The 18,094-nt window shown below is 61.9% G+C and carries 16 protein-coding genes; 14 read left to right on the top strand and 2 right to left on the bottom strand.

Going from position 1 to position 18,094, the window contains the following annotated elements; translation table 11 throughout:
- Window positions 1-40: 40 nt before the first annotated feature.
- Together HU739_RS21505 and HU739_RS21500 are read left to right on the top strand one after the other, a co-directional pair.
- Window positions 41-973: an ABC transporter ATP-binding protein gene (locus tag HU739_RS21505; protein WP_186546949.1), complete on the top strand. Its 933-nt coding sequence runs from the start codon at window positions 41-43 to the stop codon at window positions 971-973.
- On the top strand, window positions 970-1,749 hold the full coding sequence (locus tag HU739_RS21500) for an ABC transporter permease (RefSeq protein ID WP_186546950.1): 780 nt from the start codon (window positions 970-972) through the stop codon (window positions 1,747-1,749). Before HU739_RS21505 ends, HU739_RS21500 begins: the two co-directional genes overlap by 4 nt.
- 146 nt (window positions 1,750-1,895) lie before the next feature.
- Here HU739_RS21500 and HU739_RS21495 read toward each other — a convergent pair whose 3' ends face one another.
- On the bottom strand, window positions 1,896-2,414 hold the full coding sequence (locus HU739_RS21495; RefSeq protein ID WP_186546951.1) for a DUF2062 domain-containing protein: 519 nt from the start codon (window positions 2,412-2,414) through the stop codon (window positions 1,896-1,898).
- Between the two features lie 135 nt (window positions 2,415-2,549).
- Between HU739_RS21495 and HU739_RS21490 the strand changes: the two genes are divergently transcribed.
- From HU739_RS21490 to HU739_RS21435, 12 genes are all read left to right on the top strand, one after another.
- Window positions 2,550-4,784, top strand: coding sequence for a DNA internalization-related competence protein ComEC/Rec2 (locus tag HU739_RS21490; RefSeq protein ID WP_186546952.1), 2,235 nt, complete (start codon window positions 2,550-2,552; stop codon window positions 4,782-4,784).
- A 101-nt stretch (window positions 4,785-4,885) separates the two neighbouring features.
- On the top strand, window positions 4,886-5,521 hold the full coding sequence (locus HU739_RS21485) for a MotA/TolQ/ExbB proton channel family protein (RefSeq protein WP_186546953.1): 636 nt from the start codon (window positions 4,886-4,888) through the stop codon (window positions 5,519-5,521).
- The gene (locus HU739_RS21480; RefSeq protein ID WP_016771006.1) at window positions 5,518-5,946 is read left to right on the top strand and encodes an ExbD/TolR family protein; all 429 of its coding nucleotides are present in this window, start codon (window positions 5,518-5,520) and stop codon (window positions 5,944-5,946) included. Before HU739_RS21485 ends, HU739_RS21480 begins: the two co-directional genes overlap by 4 nt.
- Window positions 5,946-6,956 carry a tetraacyldisaccharide 4'-kinase gene (gene lpxK, locus HU739_RS21475; RefSeq protein WP_186546954.1) on the top strand — a complete coding sequence of 337 codons (1,011 nt, stop codon included), beginning with the start codon at window positions 5,946-5,948 and terminating at the stop codon, window positions 6,954-6,956. The genes HU739_RS21480 and lpxK overlap by 1 nt, the downstream gene beginning before the upstream one ends.
- A gap of 22 nt (window positions 6,957-6,978) precedes the next feature.
- Window positions 6,979-7,164, top strand: a complete 186-nt coding sequence (locus HU739_RS21470; protein ID WP_003179363.1) for a Trm112 family protein — start codon at window positions 6,979-6,981, stop codon at window positions 7,162-7,164.
- A complete protein-coding gene (kdsB, locus tag HU739_RS21465; RefSeq protein WP_186546955.1) occupies window positions 7,161-7,925 on the top strand; it encodes a 3-deoxy-manno-octulosonate cytidylyltransferase in 765 nt (254 codons plus the stop codon). The genes HU739_RS21470 and kdsB overlap by 4 nt, the downstream gene beginning before the upstream one ends.
- On the top strand, window positions 7,925-8,389 hold the full coding sequence (locus tag HU739_RS21460; RefSeq protein WP_186546956.1) for a low molecular weight protein-tyrosine-phosphatase: 465 nt from the start codon (window positions 7,925-7,927) through the stop codon (window positions 8,387-8,389). The genes kdsB and HU739_RS21460 overlap by 1 nt, the downstream gene beginning before the upstream one ends.
- The gene (gene murB, locus HU739_RS21455; protein ID WP_186546957.1) at window positions 8,386-9,405 is read left to right on the top strand and encodes a UDP-N-acetylmuramate dehydrogenase; all 1,020 of its coding nucleotides are present in this window, start codon (window positions 8,386-8,388) and stop codon (window positions 9,403-9,405) included. The genes HU739_RS21460 and murB overlap by 4 nt, the downstream gene beginning before the upstream one ends.
- A gap of 247 nt (window positions 9,406-9,652) precedes the next feature.
- Window positions 9,653-10,123, top strand: a complete 471-nt coding sequence (locus HU739_RS21450) for a (2Fe-2S)-binding protein (RefSeq protein ID WP_186546958.1) — start codon at window positions 9,653-9,655, stop codon at window positions 10,121-10,123.
- Complete coding sequence (locus tag HU739_RS21445; protein ID WP_186546959.1) at window positions 10,120-12,441, top strand: xanthine dehydrogenase family protein molybdopterin-binding subunit; 2,322 nt, start codon at window positions 10,120-10,122, stop codon at window positions 12,439-12,441. Before HU739_RS21450 ends, HU739_RS21445 begins: the two co-directional genes overlap by 4 nt.
- Window positions 12,441-13,421 (top strand): XdhC family protein, encoded by a 981-nt coding sequence (locus HU739_RS21440; RefSeq protein WP_186546960.1) that lies wholly within the window; start codon window positions 12,441-12,443, stop codon window positions 13,419-13,421. The genes HU739_RS21445 and HU739_RS21440 overlap by 1 nt, the downstream gene beginning before the upstream one ends.
- Window positions 13,418-14,014, top strand: coding sequence for a nucleotidyltransferase family protein (locus tag HU739_RS21435; protein WP_186546961.1), 597 nt, complete (start codon window positions 13,418-13,420; stop codon window positions 14,012-14,014). Before HU739_RS21440 ends, HU739_RS21435 begins: the two co-directional genes overlap by 4 nt.
- 192 nt (window positions 14,015-14,206) lie before the next feature.
- Here HU739_RS21435 and rne read toward each other — a convergent pair whose 3' ends face one another.
- Entirely contained in the window at window positions 14,207-17,458 is a 3,252-nt protein-coding gene (gene rne / locus HU739_RS21430) for a ribonuclease E (RefSeq protein WP_186546962.1), read from the bottom strand.
- Window positions 17,459-18,094 lie beyond the last annotated feature (636 nt).

The following is an 18,094-nucleotide window of genomic DNA, read 5'->3' as shown; positions in this document are numbered from 1 at the left end:
TATTTATTCCTTTCCTTCCTTCTTGGTGCGTAAATCAGATATGAGTTCCGCTCTGTCCATCCGGCAGCTAACCAAAACCTACGGCAACGGGTTCCAGGCCTTGAGTGGTATCGATCTGGACGTCGCCGAAGGTGATTTTTTCGCCTTGCTCGGCCCCAACGGTGCCGGCAAATCCACAACCATCGGCATTCTCTCGACCCTGGTCAACAAGACCAGCGGCACAGTGAATATCTTCGGCCATGACCTGGACAAGAACCCGGCGGCGCTCAAGCGCTCGATCGGCGTCGTGCCTCAGGAATTCAACTTCAACCAGTTCGAAAAGACCTTCGACATCGTCGTGACCCAGGCCGGTTACTACGGCATTCCGGCGAAGATCGCCAAGGAACGCGCCGAGCAGTACCTGACCCAGCTCGGCCTGTGGGACAAGCGCGATGTGCCGTCGCGTTCGCTGTCCGGCGGCATGAAGCGGCGCCTGATGATCGCCCGTGCGCTGGTGCATGAGCCACGTCTGCTGATCCTCGATGAGCCGACCGCCGGCGTCGACATCGAGTTGCGCCGTTCGATGTGGACGTTCCTCACCGAGCTGAACCAGAAAGGCATCACCATCATCCTGACCACGCATTATCTGGAAGAGGCGGAACAGTTGTGCCGCAACATCGGCATCATCGACCACGGCACGATTGTCGAGAACACCAGCATGCGCCAGTTGCTCAGTCAGTTGCATGTCGAGACCTTCCTGCTTGATCTCAAGGGCGATCTGTCTGCCGCGCCGCAGTTGGTCGGCTACCCGTCGCGGCTGGTCGATGCGCACACGCTGGAAGTCCAGGTCGACAAGTCGATGGGCATCACCGCGCTGTTTGGCCAACTGGCACTGCAGAACATCGAAGTGCTGAGCCTGCGTAACAAAACCAATCGCCTTGAGGAGTTGTTCGTGTCCCTGGTGGAGAAAAATCTGTCGAAGGTGGCGGTATGAGTTCCGAGTTCGGTCCCAACCTTGTCGCCCTGCAAACCATCGTTTACCGCGAAGTCAAACGCTTCATGCGGATCTGGCCGCAGACGCTGCTGCCCCCGGCCATTACCATGGTTCTGTACTTTGTAATCTTTGGTAACCTGATCGGCCGGCAGATCGGCGATATGGGTGGCTTCACCTACATGGAGTACATCGTGCCGGGGCTGATCATGATGTCGGTGATCACCAACTCCTACGGCAACGTGGTTTCCAGCTTTTTCGGCAGCAAGTTCCAGCGCTCGATCGAAGAACTGATGGTTTCGCCGGTGTCACCGCACACGATCTTGATCGGCTTCACCATTGGCGGCGTATTGCGCGGTTTGGCGGTGGGTTTGATCGTGACGATTCTGTCGCTGTTTTTCACCGATTTGCAGGTACATCACCTTGGCGTGACCATTCTGGTGGTGGTGCTGACGGCGACGATCTTTTCGCTGCTGGGTTTTATCAACGCGGTATTTGCGCGTAACTTCGACGATATCTCGATCATCGCGACTTTCGTGCTGACCCCGCTGACCTACCTGGGCGGCGTGTTCTACTCGATCACCTTGCTGCCGCCGTTCTGGCAGACCGTGTCGCTGGCCAACCCTGTGCTGCACATGGTCAATGCGTTCCGCTACGGGATTCTCGGTGTGTCGGATATTCGCATCGGCATTGCCATCACCTTCATGCTGGTGGCGACGGTGGTGCTGTATCTCGGCTGTGCGCGGTTGCTGGTGAGCGGGCGCGGGATGCGCACCTGATTTCACATCCGGTCGTGGCCATCGCGAGCAGGCTCGCTCCCACATTGGAATGATTTTCCCGTGGGAGCGAGCCTGCTCGCGAAGGGGCCCATGCAGACACCACAAAACAAAACGGCCTCCCATCGCGGAGGCCGTTTTGCATTCATTCATTTCTGTCGACTTTTCTTGCGCCGCCGCCATTGCCGCGCCACCCACCAACGCCAGTACAGCATCACCAGGCAATAGGCGAGGGCGCCCAGCACCAGGCCGACCACCACCGAACCCAGCAGAAACGGCTGCCACAACGTTGACAGTTCACCGCTGATCCATTCCCAGGTCAGCTCATCCGGCAGGTGCCGTGCGGGCACGTCCATCAAGAACGCGCCGGCCTGATAGGTGCAGAAGAACACCGCCGGCATGGTGATCGGATTGGTCAGCCAGACCAGACTCACCGCGATCGGCATATTGCCGCGCACCATCACCGCCAGCGCAGCCGCCACCAGCATCTGCGCCGGGATCGGCAGGAAGGCCGCGAACAGGCCAACCGCCATCGCCCGGGCGACCGAATGGCGATTGAGGTGCCAGAGGTTAGGGTCATGCAGCAACGTGCCGAGAAAGCGTAAGGATTTGTGTTCCCTGATGCTCGTCGGGTCGGGCATGTATCGTTTGAATAAGCGCCGGGGCATAAGGCTTCTCGGTCGGTTAAGGCGGCAAGTATGTCTGGATTCTACGAACCACCCATTCAGACTTTGTGACAATTGTTGACGGCGGACGTGCCCGGCACCGGCTATGCCTAGGTGGGGACTCTTAAGGACGGGCATATGCGCACAGGGATGATGGCGCTGGCAGTCGGTCTGCTGGCCCCGGTTTTCATGCCGGCGTTGCCGCCGGTCGGTTTGTTGGTGGTGCTGCCAGTGGTGGCGTTGATGCTGCTGCCCTTTCGCAGCTATCCATTGGCGTGTTTTCTGTTTGGCTTCACCTGGGCCTGCGTCGGCGCGCTGTGGGCGCTGAACGATCGCTTGCCGCCGCGCCTGGACGGCGAAACCCGCTGGGTCGAAGGGCGGGTGGTCGGCTTGCCGCAGAGCAGTGACGGCGTGGTGCGTTTCGAGCTGGCCGATGCGCGCTCACGCCATGCAACGCTGCCGTCGCTGATGCGCCTGGCCTGGTACGCCGGACCGCCGGTGAAAAGCGGTGAGCGCTGGCGCCTGGCGGTGAAGCTGAAGCGCCCCGGTGGCCTGCTCAATCCAGATGCGTTCGATTATGAGGCCTGGCTGTTGGCGCAGCGCATCGGCGCGACGGGTACGATCAAGGACGGCCAACGCCTCACGCCAGCCCGCAATGCCTGGCGCGACAGTCTTCGTCAGCGCTTGCTGGCAGTGGATGCACAGGGACGCGAGGGCGCGCTGGCCGCGCTGGTGCTGGGCGATGGTTCCGGTCTCAGCCGCGAGGACTGGCAAACTTTGCAGGACACCGGCACCGTGCATTTGCTGGTGATCTCCGGCCAGCACATTGGTTTGCTCGCGGCCGTGGTGTATCTGCTGGTCGCCGGACTGGCGCGCTACGGGTTGTGGCCGCTGCGCTGGCCCTGGCTGCCGTGGGCCTGCGGTCTGGCATTCGCCGCAGCGCTTGGTTACGGCTTGCTCGCCGGGTTCGATGTGCCGGTGCAGCGCGCCTGTGTGATGGTGGCGCTGGTGCTGTTATGGCGCCTGCGCTTTCGCCATCTCGGTGCATGGTGGCCGTTGTTACTGGCATTCAACGGCGTGTTGTTGCTTGATCCGCTGGCGAGTCTGCGGCCTGGGTTCTGGCTGTCCTTTGCTGCGGTGGCGGTGCTGATTCTCACCTTCGGCGGGCGGCTGGGCGCGTGGCGCTGGTGGCAGACCTGGACGCGCGCGCAGTGGTTGATCGCGATCGGGTTGTGCCCGGTGTTGCTGGCCTTGAGCCTGCCGATCAGTGTGAGCGGGCCGCTGGCGAACCTGCTGGCGGTGCCTTGGGTCAGCCTTGTGGTGCTGCCGCCGGCATTGCTCGGAACGTTGTTATTGCCTGTGCCCTATGTTGGCGAAGGGCTGCTGTGGCTGGCGGGCGGCCTGATCGACTGGCTGTTTATCGGGCTTGCGCTGATCGCCGGACAATGGCCGGCGTGGATACCCGCAGCCATTCCATTCTGGGCACTGGCGGTGGGCGGCCTCGGCGCGGTCTTATTGCTTTTGCCCCGTGGCGTACCGCTGCGCCCATTGGGCTGGCCGCTGATGTTGCTATTGGTGCTACCGCCCCGAGAACCAATAGAAGAAGGGCAGGCCGATATCTGGCAACTCGACGTCGGCCAAGGTCTTGCCATCCTGATTCGCACCCGCCACCACGCGGTTCTGTATGACGCCGGCCCGCGTGTTGGTGATTTTGATCTGGGCGAACGCGTGGTGCTGCCTGCGCTACGCAAACTCAACGTGCAAAAGCTCGATTTGATGCTGCTCAGCCACGCCGATGCCGATCACGCCGGCGGTGCCCGGGCGGTGAGGCGCGGCTTGCCGGTGGCGCGGATCGTCAGCGGCGATCCGCTAAACCTGCCGGCGGAACTGAACGCCGCAGCCTGTGAAAGTGGCGAGCAGTGGCAGTGGGATGGCGTGCAGTTCCAGCTCTGGCAATGGTCGGACGCGGATGACAGCAATCAGCGGTCCTGTGTGTTGCAAATCGAGGCCAATGGCGAACGCCTGTTGCTCACCGGCGACATCGACACGCACGCCGAACGCGTCCTGCTCGGCAGCCCTCTCGCGGTGCCGACGCAATGGCTGCAATCACCGCATCACGGCAGCCGCAGCTCATCATCGATGGCCCTGCTAAACGCGCTGCAAGCGCAATCGGTACTGATCTCCCGAGGCCATGGCAATGCCTTCGGTCACCCGCATCCGACCGTGCTTGCGCGCTATCGCAAGCAAGGCCTGCGCATCTACGACAGCGCCGAGCAGGGCGCCATTCATTTGCAACTGGGTCGCTTCAAACCGCCGTGGACGATGCGTCAACAGCGACGTTTCTGGCGTGATCCGCCTGCGCCCGGCCATTGATCGGTGCCAGCATGGATGCCACCTCACGGTCGTCGGGGCAGCGGGTCTTAAACGCCAATCGGTATGGTAAAGTGGCGCACTTTTTCGAGGGGACTGTCACTGTGTGGGAATTGGTCAAATCCGGCGGCTGGATGATGTTGCCGATCATTCTGAGTTCCATCGCGGCCATGGCGATCGTTGCCGAGCGTCTGTGGACCCTGCGCGCCAGTCGCGTCACCCCCGAGCATTTGCTGGGCCAGGTCTGGGTCTGGATCAAGGACAAGCAGCTCAACAAGGAAAAACTCAAGGAACTGCGCGCCAACTCGCCGCTGGGGGAAATCCTCGCGGCCGGCCTGGCCAACTCCAAGCATGGTCGCGAGATCATGAAAGAGTGCATCGAAGAGGCCGCCGCGCGGGTCATTCATGAACTTGAACGCTACATCAACGCCCTCGGCACCATCGCGGCCATGGCGCCGCTGCTCGGTTTGCTCGGCACCGTGTTGGGCATGATCGATATTTTCAGTGCGTTCACTGGTTCCGGCATGACCACCAACGCTTCGGTATTGGCGGGCGGTATCTCCAAGGCGCTGATTACCACCGCAGCAGGCCTGATGGTCGGCATTCCGGCGGTATTCTTCCACCGCTTCCTGCAACGTCGTATCGATGAGCTGGTGGTCGGCATGGAGCAGGAAGCAATCAAACTGGTCGAAGTGGTGCAGGGCGACCGTGACGTCGACCTCTCTGAGGGCAAAGCGTGAAATTCCGTCGCAAGCCCCGGGAAACCGTGGACATCAACCTCGCGTCGCTGATCGACGTGGTGTTCATCCTGCTGCTGTTTTTCGTAGTGACCACCACCTTCACCCGTGAAACCCAGCTGCGCGTGGACCTGCCGGAAGCCGTCAGCGGCTCGCCGGCCGAAGACCAGCAGGTCAAACAGCTCGACGTTGCGATCAGTGCCGAAGGCGTGTTTTCGGTGAACAACAAAATTCTGCCGAAAAACGATCTGGCAACGCTGATGGAAGCCATGCAGAAAGAATCCAACGGCGACACCAACATGCCGTTGTCGATCAGTGCCGATGGCAAGGCGCAGCATCAATCGGTGATCACCGCCATGGACGCGGCCGGCAAGCTTGGTTTCAGCCATCTGCGCATGACGACGGTCGAGGCGGCGCCGAAATCCTGATGAGCCTGTCCGATCGTTTGCTCGCCGCGTGGTACCAGGGGCACCCGGCCCTGACGCTGCTGCGGCCGCTGGAAATGCTTTACCGCCGCGTGGTGGTCAACAAGCGTCAGCGCTTTCTCGACGGTGAAGGTGAAATCTATCAGTCGCCGGTTCCGTTGATCGTGGTCGGCAATATCACCGTCGGCGGCACCGGCAAAACGCCGATGATCCTCTGGCTGATCGAGCATTGCCGCCGCCGTGGACTGCGCGTCGGGGTGGTCAGTCGCGGTTATGGTGCCAAGCCACCGCAACTGCCGTGGCGGGTCGAGGCCGGGCACAGCGCCGAGGTTGCCGGTGACGAGCCGCTGCTGATCGTCCAGCGCACCGGCGTGCCGCTGATGATCGATCCTGATCGCAGCGCCGCCGTCAAAGCCCTGCTCGCCAGTGAGCCGCTCGATCTGATCCTCTCCGACGACGGCATGCAGCATTACCGCCTCGCGCGGGATCTGGAATTGGTGCTGATCGATGCCGCCCGTGGCCTCGGCAACAAACGCTGTCTGCCGGCCGGGCCGTTGCGTGAGCCTATCGAGCGTCTGAAAAGTGTCGACGGCGTGCTGTTCAACGGTGCCCTGGATGATCGCGACGATGGTTTCGCCTTTCGCCTGCAACCCACTGCGCTGGTCAATCTGCGCAGCGGCGAGCGCAAACCCCTCGATCATTTCCCGGCAGGCCAGGCCGTGCACGCGGTCGCCGGCATCGGCAATCCGCAACGTTTCTTCAATACCCTCGAAGCGCTAGACTGGCGCGCAGTGCCCCATGCGTTTGCCGACCACGCCGAATACAGCGTGCAAGCCTTGAATTTCACCCCGTCATTGCCGTTGGTGATGACCGAAAAGGATGCGGTCAAGTGCCGTGCCTTCGCTGCGGACGACTGGTGGTATCTGGCGGTCGATGCCGTGCCGTCGCCGGCCTTCGTGGCCTGGTTCGACACACAGCTGATACGCCTGTTGCCGGATCGTCTTTTGCCTTAACTCTTTTTTCCTGGGAATGTTCATGGACACCAAATTGCTCGACATCCTCGCCTGCCCCGTGTGCAAAGGCCCGCTCAAGCTCAGCGCCGACAAGACCGAACTGATCAGCAAGGGCGCCGGTCTGGCGTACCCGATCCGTGACGGCATCCCGGTGATGCTGGAAAGCGAAGCCCGCACCCTGACCACCGACGAGCGTCTGGATAAATGACCACTGCCTTCACCGTTGTCATTCCATCACGTTACGCCTCGACCCGTCTGCCGGGCAAACCGCTGCTGGATATCGGCGGCAAGCCAATGATCCAGCACGTCTGGGAGCAGGCGAGCAAAAGCAGCGCCAGCCGGGTCGTGGTCGCGACTGACGATGCGCGCATCGTCGAGGCCTGCAAGGGATTCGGCGCTGAAGTGGTGCTGACCCGTGAAGATCACAATTCCGGCACCGATCGTCTGGCCGAAGTGGCGGCGAAGCTGGGCCTTGAGCCGGACGCAATCGTAGTCAACGTGCAGGGCGACGAGCCGCTGATTCCGCCGAGCGTGATCGATCAGGTGGCGGCCAACCTGGCCGCCCACACCGAAGCACGGATGGCCACGCTGGCCGAGCCGATCGAAGACGTCGAGACGCTGTTCAACCCGAACGTGGTCAAGGTCGTCAGCGACCTCAATGGCCTGGCGCTGACATTCAGCCGTGCCACGCTGCCGTGGGCGCGCGATGCGTTCGCCAAAAGCCGCGAGCAACTGCCGGAAGGCGTCCCCTATCGCCGCCACATCGGCATCTACGCCTACCGCGCCGGTTTCCTGCAGGATTTCGTGAACTGGGGCCCTTGCTGGCTGGAAAACACCGAATCGCTCGAACAGCTGCGTGCCCTGTGGCATGGCGTGCGCATTCATGTCGCCGATGCGTTGATCGCGCCGCCGACCGGTGTCGACACGATCGAAGACCTTGAGCGCGTTCGCCGCCTGCTGGAGGCGTGATGCGCGTTCTGTTTGTGTGCCTGGGCAACATCTGCCGGTCGCCCACGGCCGAAGGTGTGTTGCGCCATAAATTGCGCGAAGCGGGGCTGGCGGATCAGGTTGAAGTAGCCTCTGCGGGGACCGGCGACTGGCATGTCGGCAATCCGCCGGACAAACGCAGTCAGGCCGCCGCGAAACTGCGCGGATATGACCTGTCGCTGCAACGCGCGCAACAGGTCAGCCGCGCCGACTTCGCCAGCTACGACCTGATTCTGGCGATGGACAACAGCAACCTGCGCAACCTCAAGGCCTTGCAACCGTCTACCGGCAAGGCCGAACTGGATCTGTTCCTGCGTCGCTACGCCGGTCTGGTCGATGAGGTGCCGGACCCGTATTACGACGGCGACCAGGGTTTCGAGCAAGTGCTGGACCTGATCGAAGCGGCTTGCGACCAACTGCTGATCGAAGTGAAGGGCCGGTTATGAGTGTGCAGGTGCAATCGCAGGTTTCCCTGAAGCCGTTCAATAGCTTTGGTGTGGATGTTCGCGCCCGATTCTTTGCCGAAGCCCACAGCGATGCCGATGTGCGTGAAGCGCTGGACTATGCCAAATCCCATGAGCTGCCGTTGCTGGTCATCGGTGGCGGCAGCAACTTGCTGCTGACCGCGGATATCCAGGCGTTGGTTTTGCGCATGGCCACGCGGGGCATTCGCGTGCTGAGCGATGACGGCAACCACGTGGTGATCGAAGCGGAAGCCGGCGAGCCGTGGCATGCGTTTGTGCAACACACACTGGCCCAGGGTTTTTCCGGTCTGGAAAACCTCAGCCTGATTCCCGGCACCGTCGGTGCCGCGCCGATGCAGAACATCGGCGCCTACGGCGTCGAGATCAAGGATGTGTTCGCCGGTCTCACCGCGCTGGATCGCCAGTCCGGCGAGCTGCGCGATTTCAGCTTGCAAGAGTGCAACTTCGCTTACCGCGACAGCCTGTTCAAACAGCAGCCGGGGCGTTGGCTGATCCTGCGGGTGCGCTTTAACCTTGATCGCGCCGCGCATCTGCATCTTGAATACGGCCCGGTGCGTCAGCGCCTGCGCGAGCAGGGCATCGAGCAACCGACGCCCACCGACGTCAGCCGCGCCATTTGCAGCATCCGCAGCGAAAAGCTGCCGGACCCGGCGGTGCTCGGCAATGCTGGGAGTTTTTTCAAGAATCCGCTGGTGCCTGCCGCCGTGGTCGCACAGATCAAGCAGCAGCACCCGGATGTGGTGGCTTATGCGCAACCGGACGGGCAGATGAAACTCGCTGCCGGTTGGCTGATCGAGCGCGCCGGCTGGAAAGGTTTTCGCGAGGCCGACGCCGGCGTGCATAAATTGCAGGCGCTGGTGCTGGTCAACTATGGCGCGGCGACCGGGCTGCAACTGCTCGACCTGGCGCAACGGATCCAGAAAGACATCGCCGAGCGTTTCAATGTCGAGCTGGAGATGGAGCCGAATCGGTATTAAGGCTACGCTTTGCCAACGCCATCAAAAGCCCTGCACTGATAAAAAAGTGCAGGGCTTTTTTGTTAATGCTGGGTTAACTTAGCGAGCTAACGATACCACCCATTTGCTCCACCAAAGGCCCGGTGCAGACGTCATCGTCGGTACAAGAGAGCCTGATTAGCCTGAGTCGATCTGCGCGAACCCCCGCTGATTTTCCGGCGGCAGATTGCTCGACCCCATAACCTCCAATAACTATGCGGGCGTGCCCATGATTACCCTGAAACTCAACGGTCAAGACCATTCTCTCGATGTCACTGAAGACATGCCGCTGTTATGGGCGATTCGTGACGTCGCCGGTTACAACGGCACCAAATTCGGCTGCGGCATGGGCCTGTGTGGCGCCTGTACCATCCATATCGACGGTTCACCGGCGCGCAGTTGCATCACGCCGATCGGCTCGGTAGTCGGCCAGAACGTCACCACCATCGACAACCTGCATGCCGACCCGATCGGCAAAGTCGTCCAGCAGGCATGGCTCGACAGCGCCGTTGCACAATGCGGTTATTGCCAGGGTGGGCAGATCATGTCCGCCACCGCTTTGTTGAAAACCAACCCGAACCCCAGCGACGAGCAGATCGAAGAAGCCATGGTCGGCAATATTTGCCGCTGCGGTACGTACAACCGGATCAAGACGGCCATTCGTCAAGCCTCCACCCACCTGAAGGAGGCCAAGGCATGAGCCGCCTTCCGAATGATTTCGCCCTGAGCAACCTCAGCCGTCGTGGCTTTCTCAAAGGCGTCGGCGCCACCGGAGCACTGGTACTGGCCGCGACCTGGGGCTGGCAGGATGCATTGGCCGAAGACGCGCCGAAGAAATTTGGCGCCGACGGCATGCCCAATGGCTGGATCGACGACCCCAAGGTGTATGTGAGCATCGCCGCCGACGGCAGCGTCACTGTGGTGTGCAACCGTTCGGAAATGGGCCAGGGCGTGCGCACCAGCCTGACCATGGTCGTGGCCGATGAGCTGGAGGCTGATTGGGCTCAGGTCAAAGTGCAGCAAGCGCCGGGCGATGAAGTGCGTTTCGGTAACCAGGACACCGACGGTTCGCGCAGCATGCGTCATTGGTATGAGCCGATGCGTCGTTGCGGTGCGGCGGCGCGGACCATGCTTGAGCAAGCGGCCGCCGCGCAGTGGAAAGTGCCGGTTGGCGAATGCCACGCGCAGCTACACAACGTCATCCATAAACCGTCCGGTCGCGAGCTGGGCTATGGCGAACTCGCCGCTGCCGCGAGTGCGTTGGCGGTGCCGGCGCGTGACAGCCTGCGCCTGAAGCAACCGTCGGAATTTCGCTACATCGGCAAGGAAGGCACCAAGGCCATCGACGGTGCCGATATCGTCAATGGCCGTGCGGTGTACGGCGCCGACGTGCATTTCGATGGCATGCTCTACGCCACCATCGCCCGCCCGGCGGTCTATGGCGGCAAGGTCAAAAGCCTGGATGACAGCGCCGCGCTGAAAGTGCCCGGCGTGCTAAAAGTGATTCAGATCGAAAGCCGTCCGTTACCCTCGGAGTTCCAGCCACTGGGCGGCGTGGCCGTCGTCGCGAGCAATACCTGGGCGGCGATCAAGGGCCGCGAGGCATTGAAGATCGAGTGGGACGATGGCCCGAATGCCAGCTATGACTCGATTGCCTATCGCAAGGAACTTGAAGCGGCTTCGCTGAAACCCGGCAAAGTGGTGCGCAACACCGGTGACATCGACAAGGCCTTGAGCGGTGCCGCCAGCACGCTCGAGGCGTCTTATTACTTGCCGCATCTGGCGCAGGCGCCGATGGAGCCGATGGTTGCCGTTGCCCGTTTCCAGGACGGCGTGTGCGAAGCCTGGGCGCCGAGTCAGGCACCGCAAGTCACCCGTGAGCGCATCGCCGAGCGTCTGGGCGTGCCGTTCGACAAGGTCACCTTCAATGTGACGCTGCTTGGCGGTGGTTTCGGCCGCAAGTCGAAACCGGACTTCGTGGTTGAAGCGGCAATCCTCGCCAAGGAGTTTCCGGGCAAGGCCGTACGGGTGCAGTGGACGCGTGAAGACGACATCCACAACTCGTATTTCCACACCGTGTCGGCCGAGTACCTGAAGGCCAGCGTCGACAAGAACGGCATGCCGTCCGGCTGGTTGCATCGCACCGTGGCCCCGAGCATCACCGCGTTGTTCGCGCCGGACATGAACCATGAGGCGGCGTTCGAACTGGGCATGGGCTTCACCAACATGGCCTATGCGATTCCCAACGTGCGTCTGGAGAACCCCGAAGCCAGGGTGCACACGCGGGTTGGCTGGTATCGCTCGGTGTCGAACATTCCCCATGGTTTTGCGATCCAGAGTTTCGTCGATGAGCTGGCACACAAGGCCGGGCAAGATCCGCTCAAGTACCAGATCAAGCTGCTGGGTCCGGATCGGCAGATTGATCCGCGCACGCTGAGCGAGGAGTGGAACTACGGTGAATCCCCTGAGCGCTATCCGATCGATACCGGGCGCATGCGCACCGTACTGGAAACTGCGGCCAAAGCCGCCGGATGGGGGCGCAAGCTGCCCAAGGGCCGAGGTCTTGGCCTGGCGGTGCATTACAGCTTCGTCACCTACGTGGCAGCGGTGATCGAAGTCGAGGTCAAGGACGACGGTACGCTGATCGTGCACAAGGCGGATATCGCCGTCGATTGCGGGCCGCAAATCAACCCCGAGCGGATTCGTTCGCAGTTCGAGGGCGCCTGTGTCATGGGACTGGGCAATGCTGTGCTGGGCGAAATCAGCTTCAAGGACGGCAAGGTCCAGCAGGACAACTTCCATATGTACGAAGTCGCGCGCATGTCGCTGGCGCCGAAAGAAGTGGCCGTGCATCTGGTCACGCCGCCCGGTGAAGTGCCATTGGGCGGGGTTGGCGAACCGGGCGTGCCACCGATTGCGCCGGCGCTGTGCAATGCGATTTTTGCCGCTACCGGCAAGCGCATCCGCAATCTGCCAGTGCGTTATCAGTTGCAGGGCTGGCAAAAGGCAGAAGCGTAATGGACAGCGTCGACCTCAATGTCCTGCGCAGCGTGCTGGAATGGCGTCGCGCCGGACAACGGGTGGTGCTGTTCAGCGTGGTCCAGACCTGGGGCACCGCGCCCCGGGCACCTGGCGCCATGCTGGCATTGCGCGAGGATGGTGTGGTGATCGGTTCGGTGTCGGGCGGGTGTGTCGAAGATGACTTGATCGCCCGGCTGCACGACGGGCGGATCGCCACCGATGGCCCGCCAGTACAGATGATCACCTACGGTGTGACCCGCGAGGAGGCCGCGCGTTTTGGCCTGCCTTGCGGAGGCACCTTGCGTTTGACCGAGGAGCGTGTTGGCGATCCGGCATGGGTGGCCGAACTGCTGCAGCGTTGCGAAAACCATGAAATTGTCGCTCGCGAGCTGAACATCGAAACCGGCGAGGTGGTGCTTGCGTCGGCGAATAAAGCCGATTCGCTGGTGTTCGACGGCAAGACCCTGCGGGCGATTTACGGCCCGCGCTGGCGCTTGCTGTTGATCGGCGCCGGGCAGTTGTCGCGCTACGTTGCGGACATGGCGCGGCTGCTGGATTTCGAAGTGCTGATCTGCGATCCGCGCACTGAGTTCGTCTACGGTTGGGAAGAGCAGCACGGTCGATTCGTGGCCGGCATGCCGGATGAGGCGGTGCTGAACATCCAGACTGACGAGCGTACGGCGATCGTTGCATTGACCCATGATCCGCGTCTGGATGACATGGCGTTACTCACGGCACTGGATTCGCCGGCTTTCTACGTCGGTGCACTCGGCTCGCGGATCAACAGCCGCAAACGCCGGGAAAACCTCGCTGAGCTAGGCTTGTCGCAAGCGTCGATCGATCGTCTGCACGGGCCGATCGGTTTACACATTGGCAGCCACTCGCCGGCGGAGATCGCCTTGTCCTTGTTGGCGGAAATTGTCGCGATCAAGAACGGTGTAGAGCTGAAACAGAAGAAACCGCTGGAGGGCGTATGAGCCGATCCATCGCAGTGATTGTGCTGGCGGCGGGCGAGGGCAGTCGCTTTCGCCAGGTCGCCGGCCCTGATAAGGACAAATTGCTGGCTGACTGCACGGGGCGCGACGGCGCGGTGCGTTCGGTGATTGAACAGGTTCTGGTGAATTTGCCGGCCAGCCTCGACAAGCGTGTGTTGGTGACAACTGAGGCACGGCCGCAGGCGATGCGCATGGCGCAGGCTTATGGCTGCGACGTCGTGTCGATCGAATCGACCGGGATGGGCGACAGCATTGCCGCAGGTGTTGCTGCGTGTGCCGATGCGGATGGCTGGTTGATTGTTCTTGGCGACATGCCGTTTATCCTGCCATCGAGTATTGAGCGGGTTGTCGCGGCGATGACCGATGACGCGGTGAGCGTGCCGGTGCTGGGCGACGAGTTTGGGCATCCCGTAGGGTTTGGGCGTGGGTTTGGCGCGCAGTTGCAGGCGCTGACCGGCGATCGTGGGGCTCGGCCGTTATTTGCGCAGGGGCGAGTGGTGGAAGTGGCGGTGGATGATCCCGGGGTTTTGTGGGATATCGATGTGCCTGAATCTCTGGTATTTCCCCATTCTTGAACCGTGTTGAGATCCCTTGTGGGAGCGAGCCTGCTCGCGAAAGCGGTGGTTCAGCTAAAGGCGTGCTGACTGACACACTGCTATCGCGAGCAGGCTCACTCCTACAATGAACATCGGTGCGGTCTGAATTGCGTGCATAAAAAAGCCCCGCCTGGCTTTCACCAGGCGGGGCTTTTTATTGAGCTTCAGGAATCAGACAAGCGGTTTAGGCTCGTGCTCTTTTTCCTGAGCCTCTTCGCGCTGTTCAACCGCGTCCTGAACGGAGCGTGGTGCTTCAGCGATTACCGCTTCAACCGATGCCTGCTCAGCGACCGGGGCAGGCGCTGCCTCGACCACGTCAGCCGCAGCGGCGGGTTCGGCGGCGACCGGAGCAGCAGCGGCAGCCAGTTCGGCCTCCTTCTGCAGACGCTCTTCTTCACGCTTGCGACGACGCACTTCACGCGGGTCGTTAGGCGCGCGGCCATTTGGCGTCAGGGCGCTGACTGGAGCCGGCGCTTCAACTACCGGAGCTGGCGCTTCGATAACGGCAGGCGCTTCGACAACCGGTGCCTCAACCACTGGCGCTGGTTCAGCCGCGGCGACTACTGGCTCGGAAACCATGGCTGGCGGTACTTCGGCTTCAGCGACCGGCGCTGGAGCTTCGGTGACAGCTGGCTCGGCAACCCAGTTGAACGCAGTCTGCTCTTCGCGAACTTCACGCACGGTCTCGGTCACTGTTTCAGCTACGGTTTCAACCGCTGGTTCAGTGATTGCCGTTGGCGCTTCAGCGACAGCTTCAGGTTCGGCAGCCGCTTCAACCTGAGGTTGAGCTTCGCGAGCAGGGGCCACTTCGACTTCTGGCGCGGCAGTCACTTGCACCGGAGTAGTCGCTTCGACAACCGGCGCTTCGACTGGAGCGCTTTCCAGAGTAGCAGCGGTGGCGCGTTCAGCCTGCTCGTGAGCCTGGGCTTCAGCCGGAGCACTGATCACGCTGCTGGCAACAGCGGCGGTGACTGCCAGGCCGGCGGCCAGATCGGCAGTGCTTGGGCTTTCAGCGTTTTCGCCGGACTCGGATTCTTCCGAACCTTCGATCACGTTGCCATTGGCATCGCGCTGACGTTCACGACGATTGCTGCGACGACGCTGACCACGGGAGCGACGACGTGGACGATCGCCTTCGGCGTTGTCCTGACCGTCTTCCGGCAGTTGCTCTTCGTTATTGGTGTTGACTTCTTCTTCAGCGACGGCAGCTGCGGCCTGCTCGGCGCGCGGTTGACGCTCTTCACGCGGCGGACGCGGGGCGCGCTCTTCGCGTGGCTGACGGACCGGACGCTCTTCAGCGGTCACGGCAGCAGCGGCTGCGGCTGGCACGGCGTCCAGTGGCTCGCGCAGTTCACGCACGCGTTCTTCACGCTCGCCACGTGGCTTGCGGTCTTCGCGCGGAGCACGCGGTGCACGTTCTTCACGCGGGGCACGTGGCGCGCGCTCTTCGCGGGCTGCCGGTGCTTCGTTGCGGGTTTCACGAGGCTCGCGCACTTCGCGGGCTTCACGTGGTTGACGCTCTTCACGCGGCTCACGTGGTGCGCGTTCTTCACGCGGGGCACGTTCTTCGCGCGGCTTGCGTTCGTCATCGCGGCGACCGTTACGGTTGCGGCTCTGCTGACGACCGTTGCGACGCTCTTCATTGCGGGCTGGACGCTCGGCAGCCGGTTTTTCTACGGCAACCGGTGCAGCAGGCTCTTCCTTGGTGGCGAACAGGCTGACCAGCGACTTCACCAGACCTTTGAACAGGCTCGGCTCAGGTGCGGCAACCGGTGCCGGAGCAGGTGCGGCAGGCGCGACTTCGGTTGGCACCGGCGCATTGGCGCGAGCTGGCGCGGTCTTGACCGCGGCTTCCTGGCGAACCAGGGTGCGGGTCGCGGCGGCTGGCTGGACTTCTTCGACTTCGGCAGCGGCTGCCGCGATTTCGTAGCTGGACTGGTTCGTCGCAGCTTCCGGGCTGTCGTCACGCAGGCGCTGAACTTCGAAGTGCGGCGTCTCGAGGTGATCGTTCGGCAGAATGACGATGCGCGCGCGGGTGCGCAGTTCGATCTTGGTGATCGAGTTGCGTTTTTCGTTGAGCAGGAAGGCTGCAACCGGGATCGGCACCTGGGCGCGAACTTCGGCAGTGCGGTCTTTCAGCGCTTCTTCTTCGATCAGGCGCAGGATCGCCAGCGACAGCGATTCAACGTCACGGATGATGCCGGTGCCGTTGCAGCGAGGGCAGACGATGCCGCTGCTTTCGCCGAGCGATGGACGCAGGCGCTGACGGGACATTTCCAGCAGGCCGAAGCGCGAGATGCGGCCGATCTGCACGCGGGCGCGGTCGGCTTCCAGGCATTCGCGGACTTTTTCTTCCACGGCGCGCTGGTTCTTGGCCGGGGTCATGTCGATGAAGTCGATGACGATCAGGCCGCCGATGTCGCGCAGGCGCAACTGACGGGCGATTTCTTCGGCGGCTTCAAGGTTGGTCTGCAGGGCGGTTTCTTCGATGTCGCTGCCTTTGGTGGCGCGCGCCGAGTTGATGTCGATGGACACCAGGGCTTCGGTCGGATCGATGACGATGGAGCCGCCGGAAGGCAATTCGACGACGCGCTGGAAAGCGGTCTCGATCTGGCTTTCGATCTGGAAACGGTTGAACAGCGGCACGCTGTCTTCGTACAGCTTGATCTTGCTGGCGTACTGCGGCATCACCTGGCGGATGAAGGTCAGGGCTTCGTCCTGGGCTTCAACGCTGTCGATCAGCACTTCGCCGATGTCCTGGCGCAGGTAATCGCGGATGGCGCGGATGATCACGTTGCTTTCCTGGTAGATCAGGAACGGCGCGGAGCGATCCAGCGAGGCTTCTTTGATGGCGGTCCACAGTTGCAGCAGGTAATCGAGGTCCCACTGCATTTCTTCGCTGCTGCGGCCAAGGCCGGCAGTGCGCACGATCAGGCCCATGTCGGCTGGAGCGACCAGACCGTTCAGCGCTTCACGCAGTTCGTTGCGTTCTTCGCCTTCGATGCGACGGGAGATACCGCCGGCACGCGGGTTGTTCGGCATCAGCACGAGGTAACGACCGGCCAGGCTGATGAAAGTGGTCAGGGCGGCGCCCTTGTTGCCACGTTCTTCTTTCTCGACCTGAACGATGACTTCCTGGCCTTCGCTCAGGACGTCCTTGATATTGACGCGGCCTTCAGGGGCTTTCTTGAAGTATTCGCGGGAGATTTCTTTGAGGGGCAGGAAGCCGTGGCGCTCGGAGCCGAAATCGACAAAGGCAGCCTCAAGGCTTGGTTCGATGCGAGTGATACGGCCTTTATAGATGTTGGCCTTTTTCTGCTCGCGTGCACCGGATTCGATGTCCAGGTCGTAGAGGCGTTGGCCATCTACCAGTGCAACACGCAACTCTTCGGGTTGAGTTGCGTTAATCAGCATTCTTTTCATGTAGTACCGTCGGTTTCCGGGCTGCCGGAAACGGCGTTCGGCACACACGACTTCTCACGGTCGGTGTCAGGTGCGTCGGGAGTGGTTGGCCATTCCCGTGTCCAGCGATGTCAGGCCAATTGGGCCCATACCGCGACGTACGCGTCCTGCTTGCTGTGGCTACTTAAGCACTCAGTCAGGAGGAGGAATCAACCAGCGGCTGTGGACGAGATGAAGCGTCTTGATCAAACCTGTTGCTACACAGTCCGGCGGTTGTGCATCTCCACCCTACACGTATCCCTGATAATTCGGGTGCTGCCGCGCGCAGAATCCGCAGCGGGTTGGCATTTACCGTGAGCTCCGAAAGGGGAGGTCACGCATCATGGCTAATTCAGGCGATGTTTCCGAAGTCTTCGCTCGGGGTCATTTGCAGCTGACTGCACTTTGTGAACTGGCCGTGAATATTTGCCTGCCAGGCGAGTGAAAACTCTGCTCGGCGGTGTAATTCAGGCCTCATGTCACCTGCGCTCGTTACAACTGCAGACTCCACCGTTACGTAGCGAAAGCCCCGTAGGACGGCCTCGCGCCCTGGTGAATTGCGTTGGTCAGGGCCGGTCTTTGACCGTGGTTCCGCTGTCCAGGCCGCTTTTGGCGGCG

Source organism: Pseudomonas hamedanensis (assembly GCF_014268595.2).
Lineage (GTDB): Bacteria > Pseudomonadota > Gammaproteobacteria > Pseudomonadales > Pseudomonadaceae > Aquipseudomonas > Aquipseudomonas hamedanensis.
The sequence above is the reverse complement of the archived record's forward strand: the minus strand, read 5'-3'. Positions and strand labels throughout refer to the sequence as shown.

Excerpts from the sequence above, each read along its gene's own strand:
- HU739_RS21490 (WP_186546952.1), top strand. The coding sequence starts at position 2,550 with ATGCGCACAGGGATGATGGCGCTGGCAGTCGGTCTGCTGGCCCCGGTT.
- HU739_RS21470 (WP_003179363.1), top strand. The coding sequence starts at position 6,979 with ATGGACACCAAATTGCTCGACATCCTCGCCTGCCCCGTGTGCAAAGGC.
- HU739_RS21450 (WP_186546958.1), top strand. The coding sequence starts at position 9,653 with ATGATTACCCTGAAACTCAACGGTCAAGACCATTCTCTCGATGTCACT.
- HU739_RS21495 (WP_186546951.1), bottom strand. The coding sequence starts at position 2,414 with ATGCCCCGGCGCTTATTCAAACGATACATGCCCGACCCGACGAGCATC.
- HU739_RS21505 (WP_186546949.1), top strand. The coding sequence starts at position 41 with ATGAGTTCCGCTCTGTCCATCCGGCAGCTAACCAAAACCTACGGCAAC.
- rne (WP_186546962.1), bottom strand. The coding sequence starts at position 17,458 with ATGAAAAGAATGCTGATTAACGCAACTCAACCCGAAGAGTTGCGTGTT.
- HU739_RS21435 (WP_186546961.1), top strand. The coding sequence starts at position 13,418 with ATGAGCCGATCCATCGCAGTGATTGTGCTGGCGGCGGGCGAGGGCAGT.
- lpxK (WP_186546954.1), top strand. The coding sequence starts at position 5,946 with ATGAGCCTGTCCGATCGTTTGCTCGCCGCGTGGTACCAGGGGCACCCG.
- HU739_RS21500 (WP_186546950.1), top strand. The coding sequence starts at position 970 with ATGAGTTCCGAGTTCGGTCCCAACCTTGTCGCCCTGCAAACCATCGTT.
- HU739_RS21440 (WP_186546960.1), top strand. The coding sequence starts at position 12,441 with ATGGACAGCGTCGACCTCAATGTCCTGCGCAGCGTGCTGGAATGGCGT.
- HU739_RS21445 (WP_186546959.1), top strand. The coding sequence starts at position 10,120 with ATGAGCCGCCTTCCGAATGATTTCGCCCTGAGCAACCTCAGCCGTCGT.
- murB (WP_186546957.1), top strand. The coding sequence starts at position 8,386 with ATGAGTGTGCAGGTGCAATCGCAGGTTTCCCTGAAGCCGTTCAATAGC.
- kdsB (WP_186546955.1), top strand. The coding sequence starts at position 7,161 with ATGACCACTGCCTTCACCGTTGTCATTCCATCACGTTACGCCTCGACC.
- HU739_RS21460 (WP_186546956.1), top strand. The coding sequence starts at position 7,925 with ATGCGCGTTCTGTTTGTGTGCCTGGGCAACATCTGCCGGTCGCCCACG.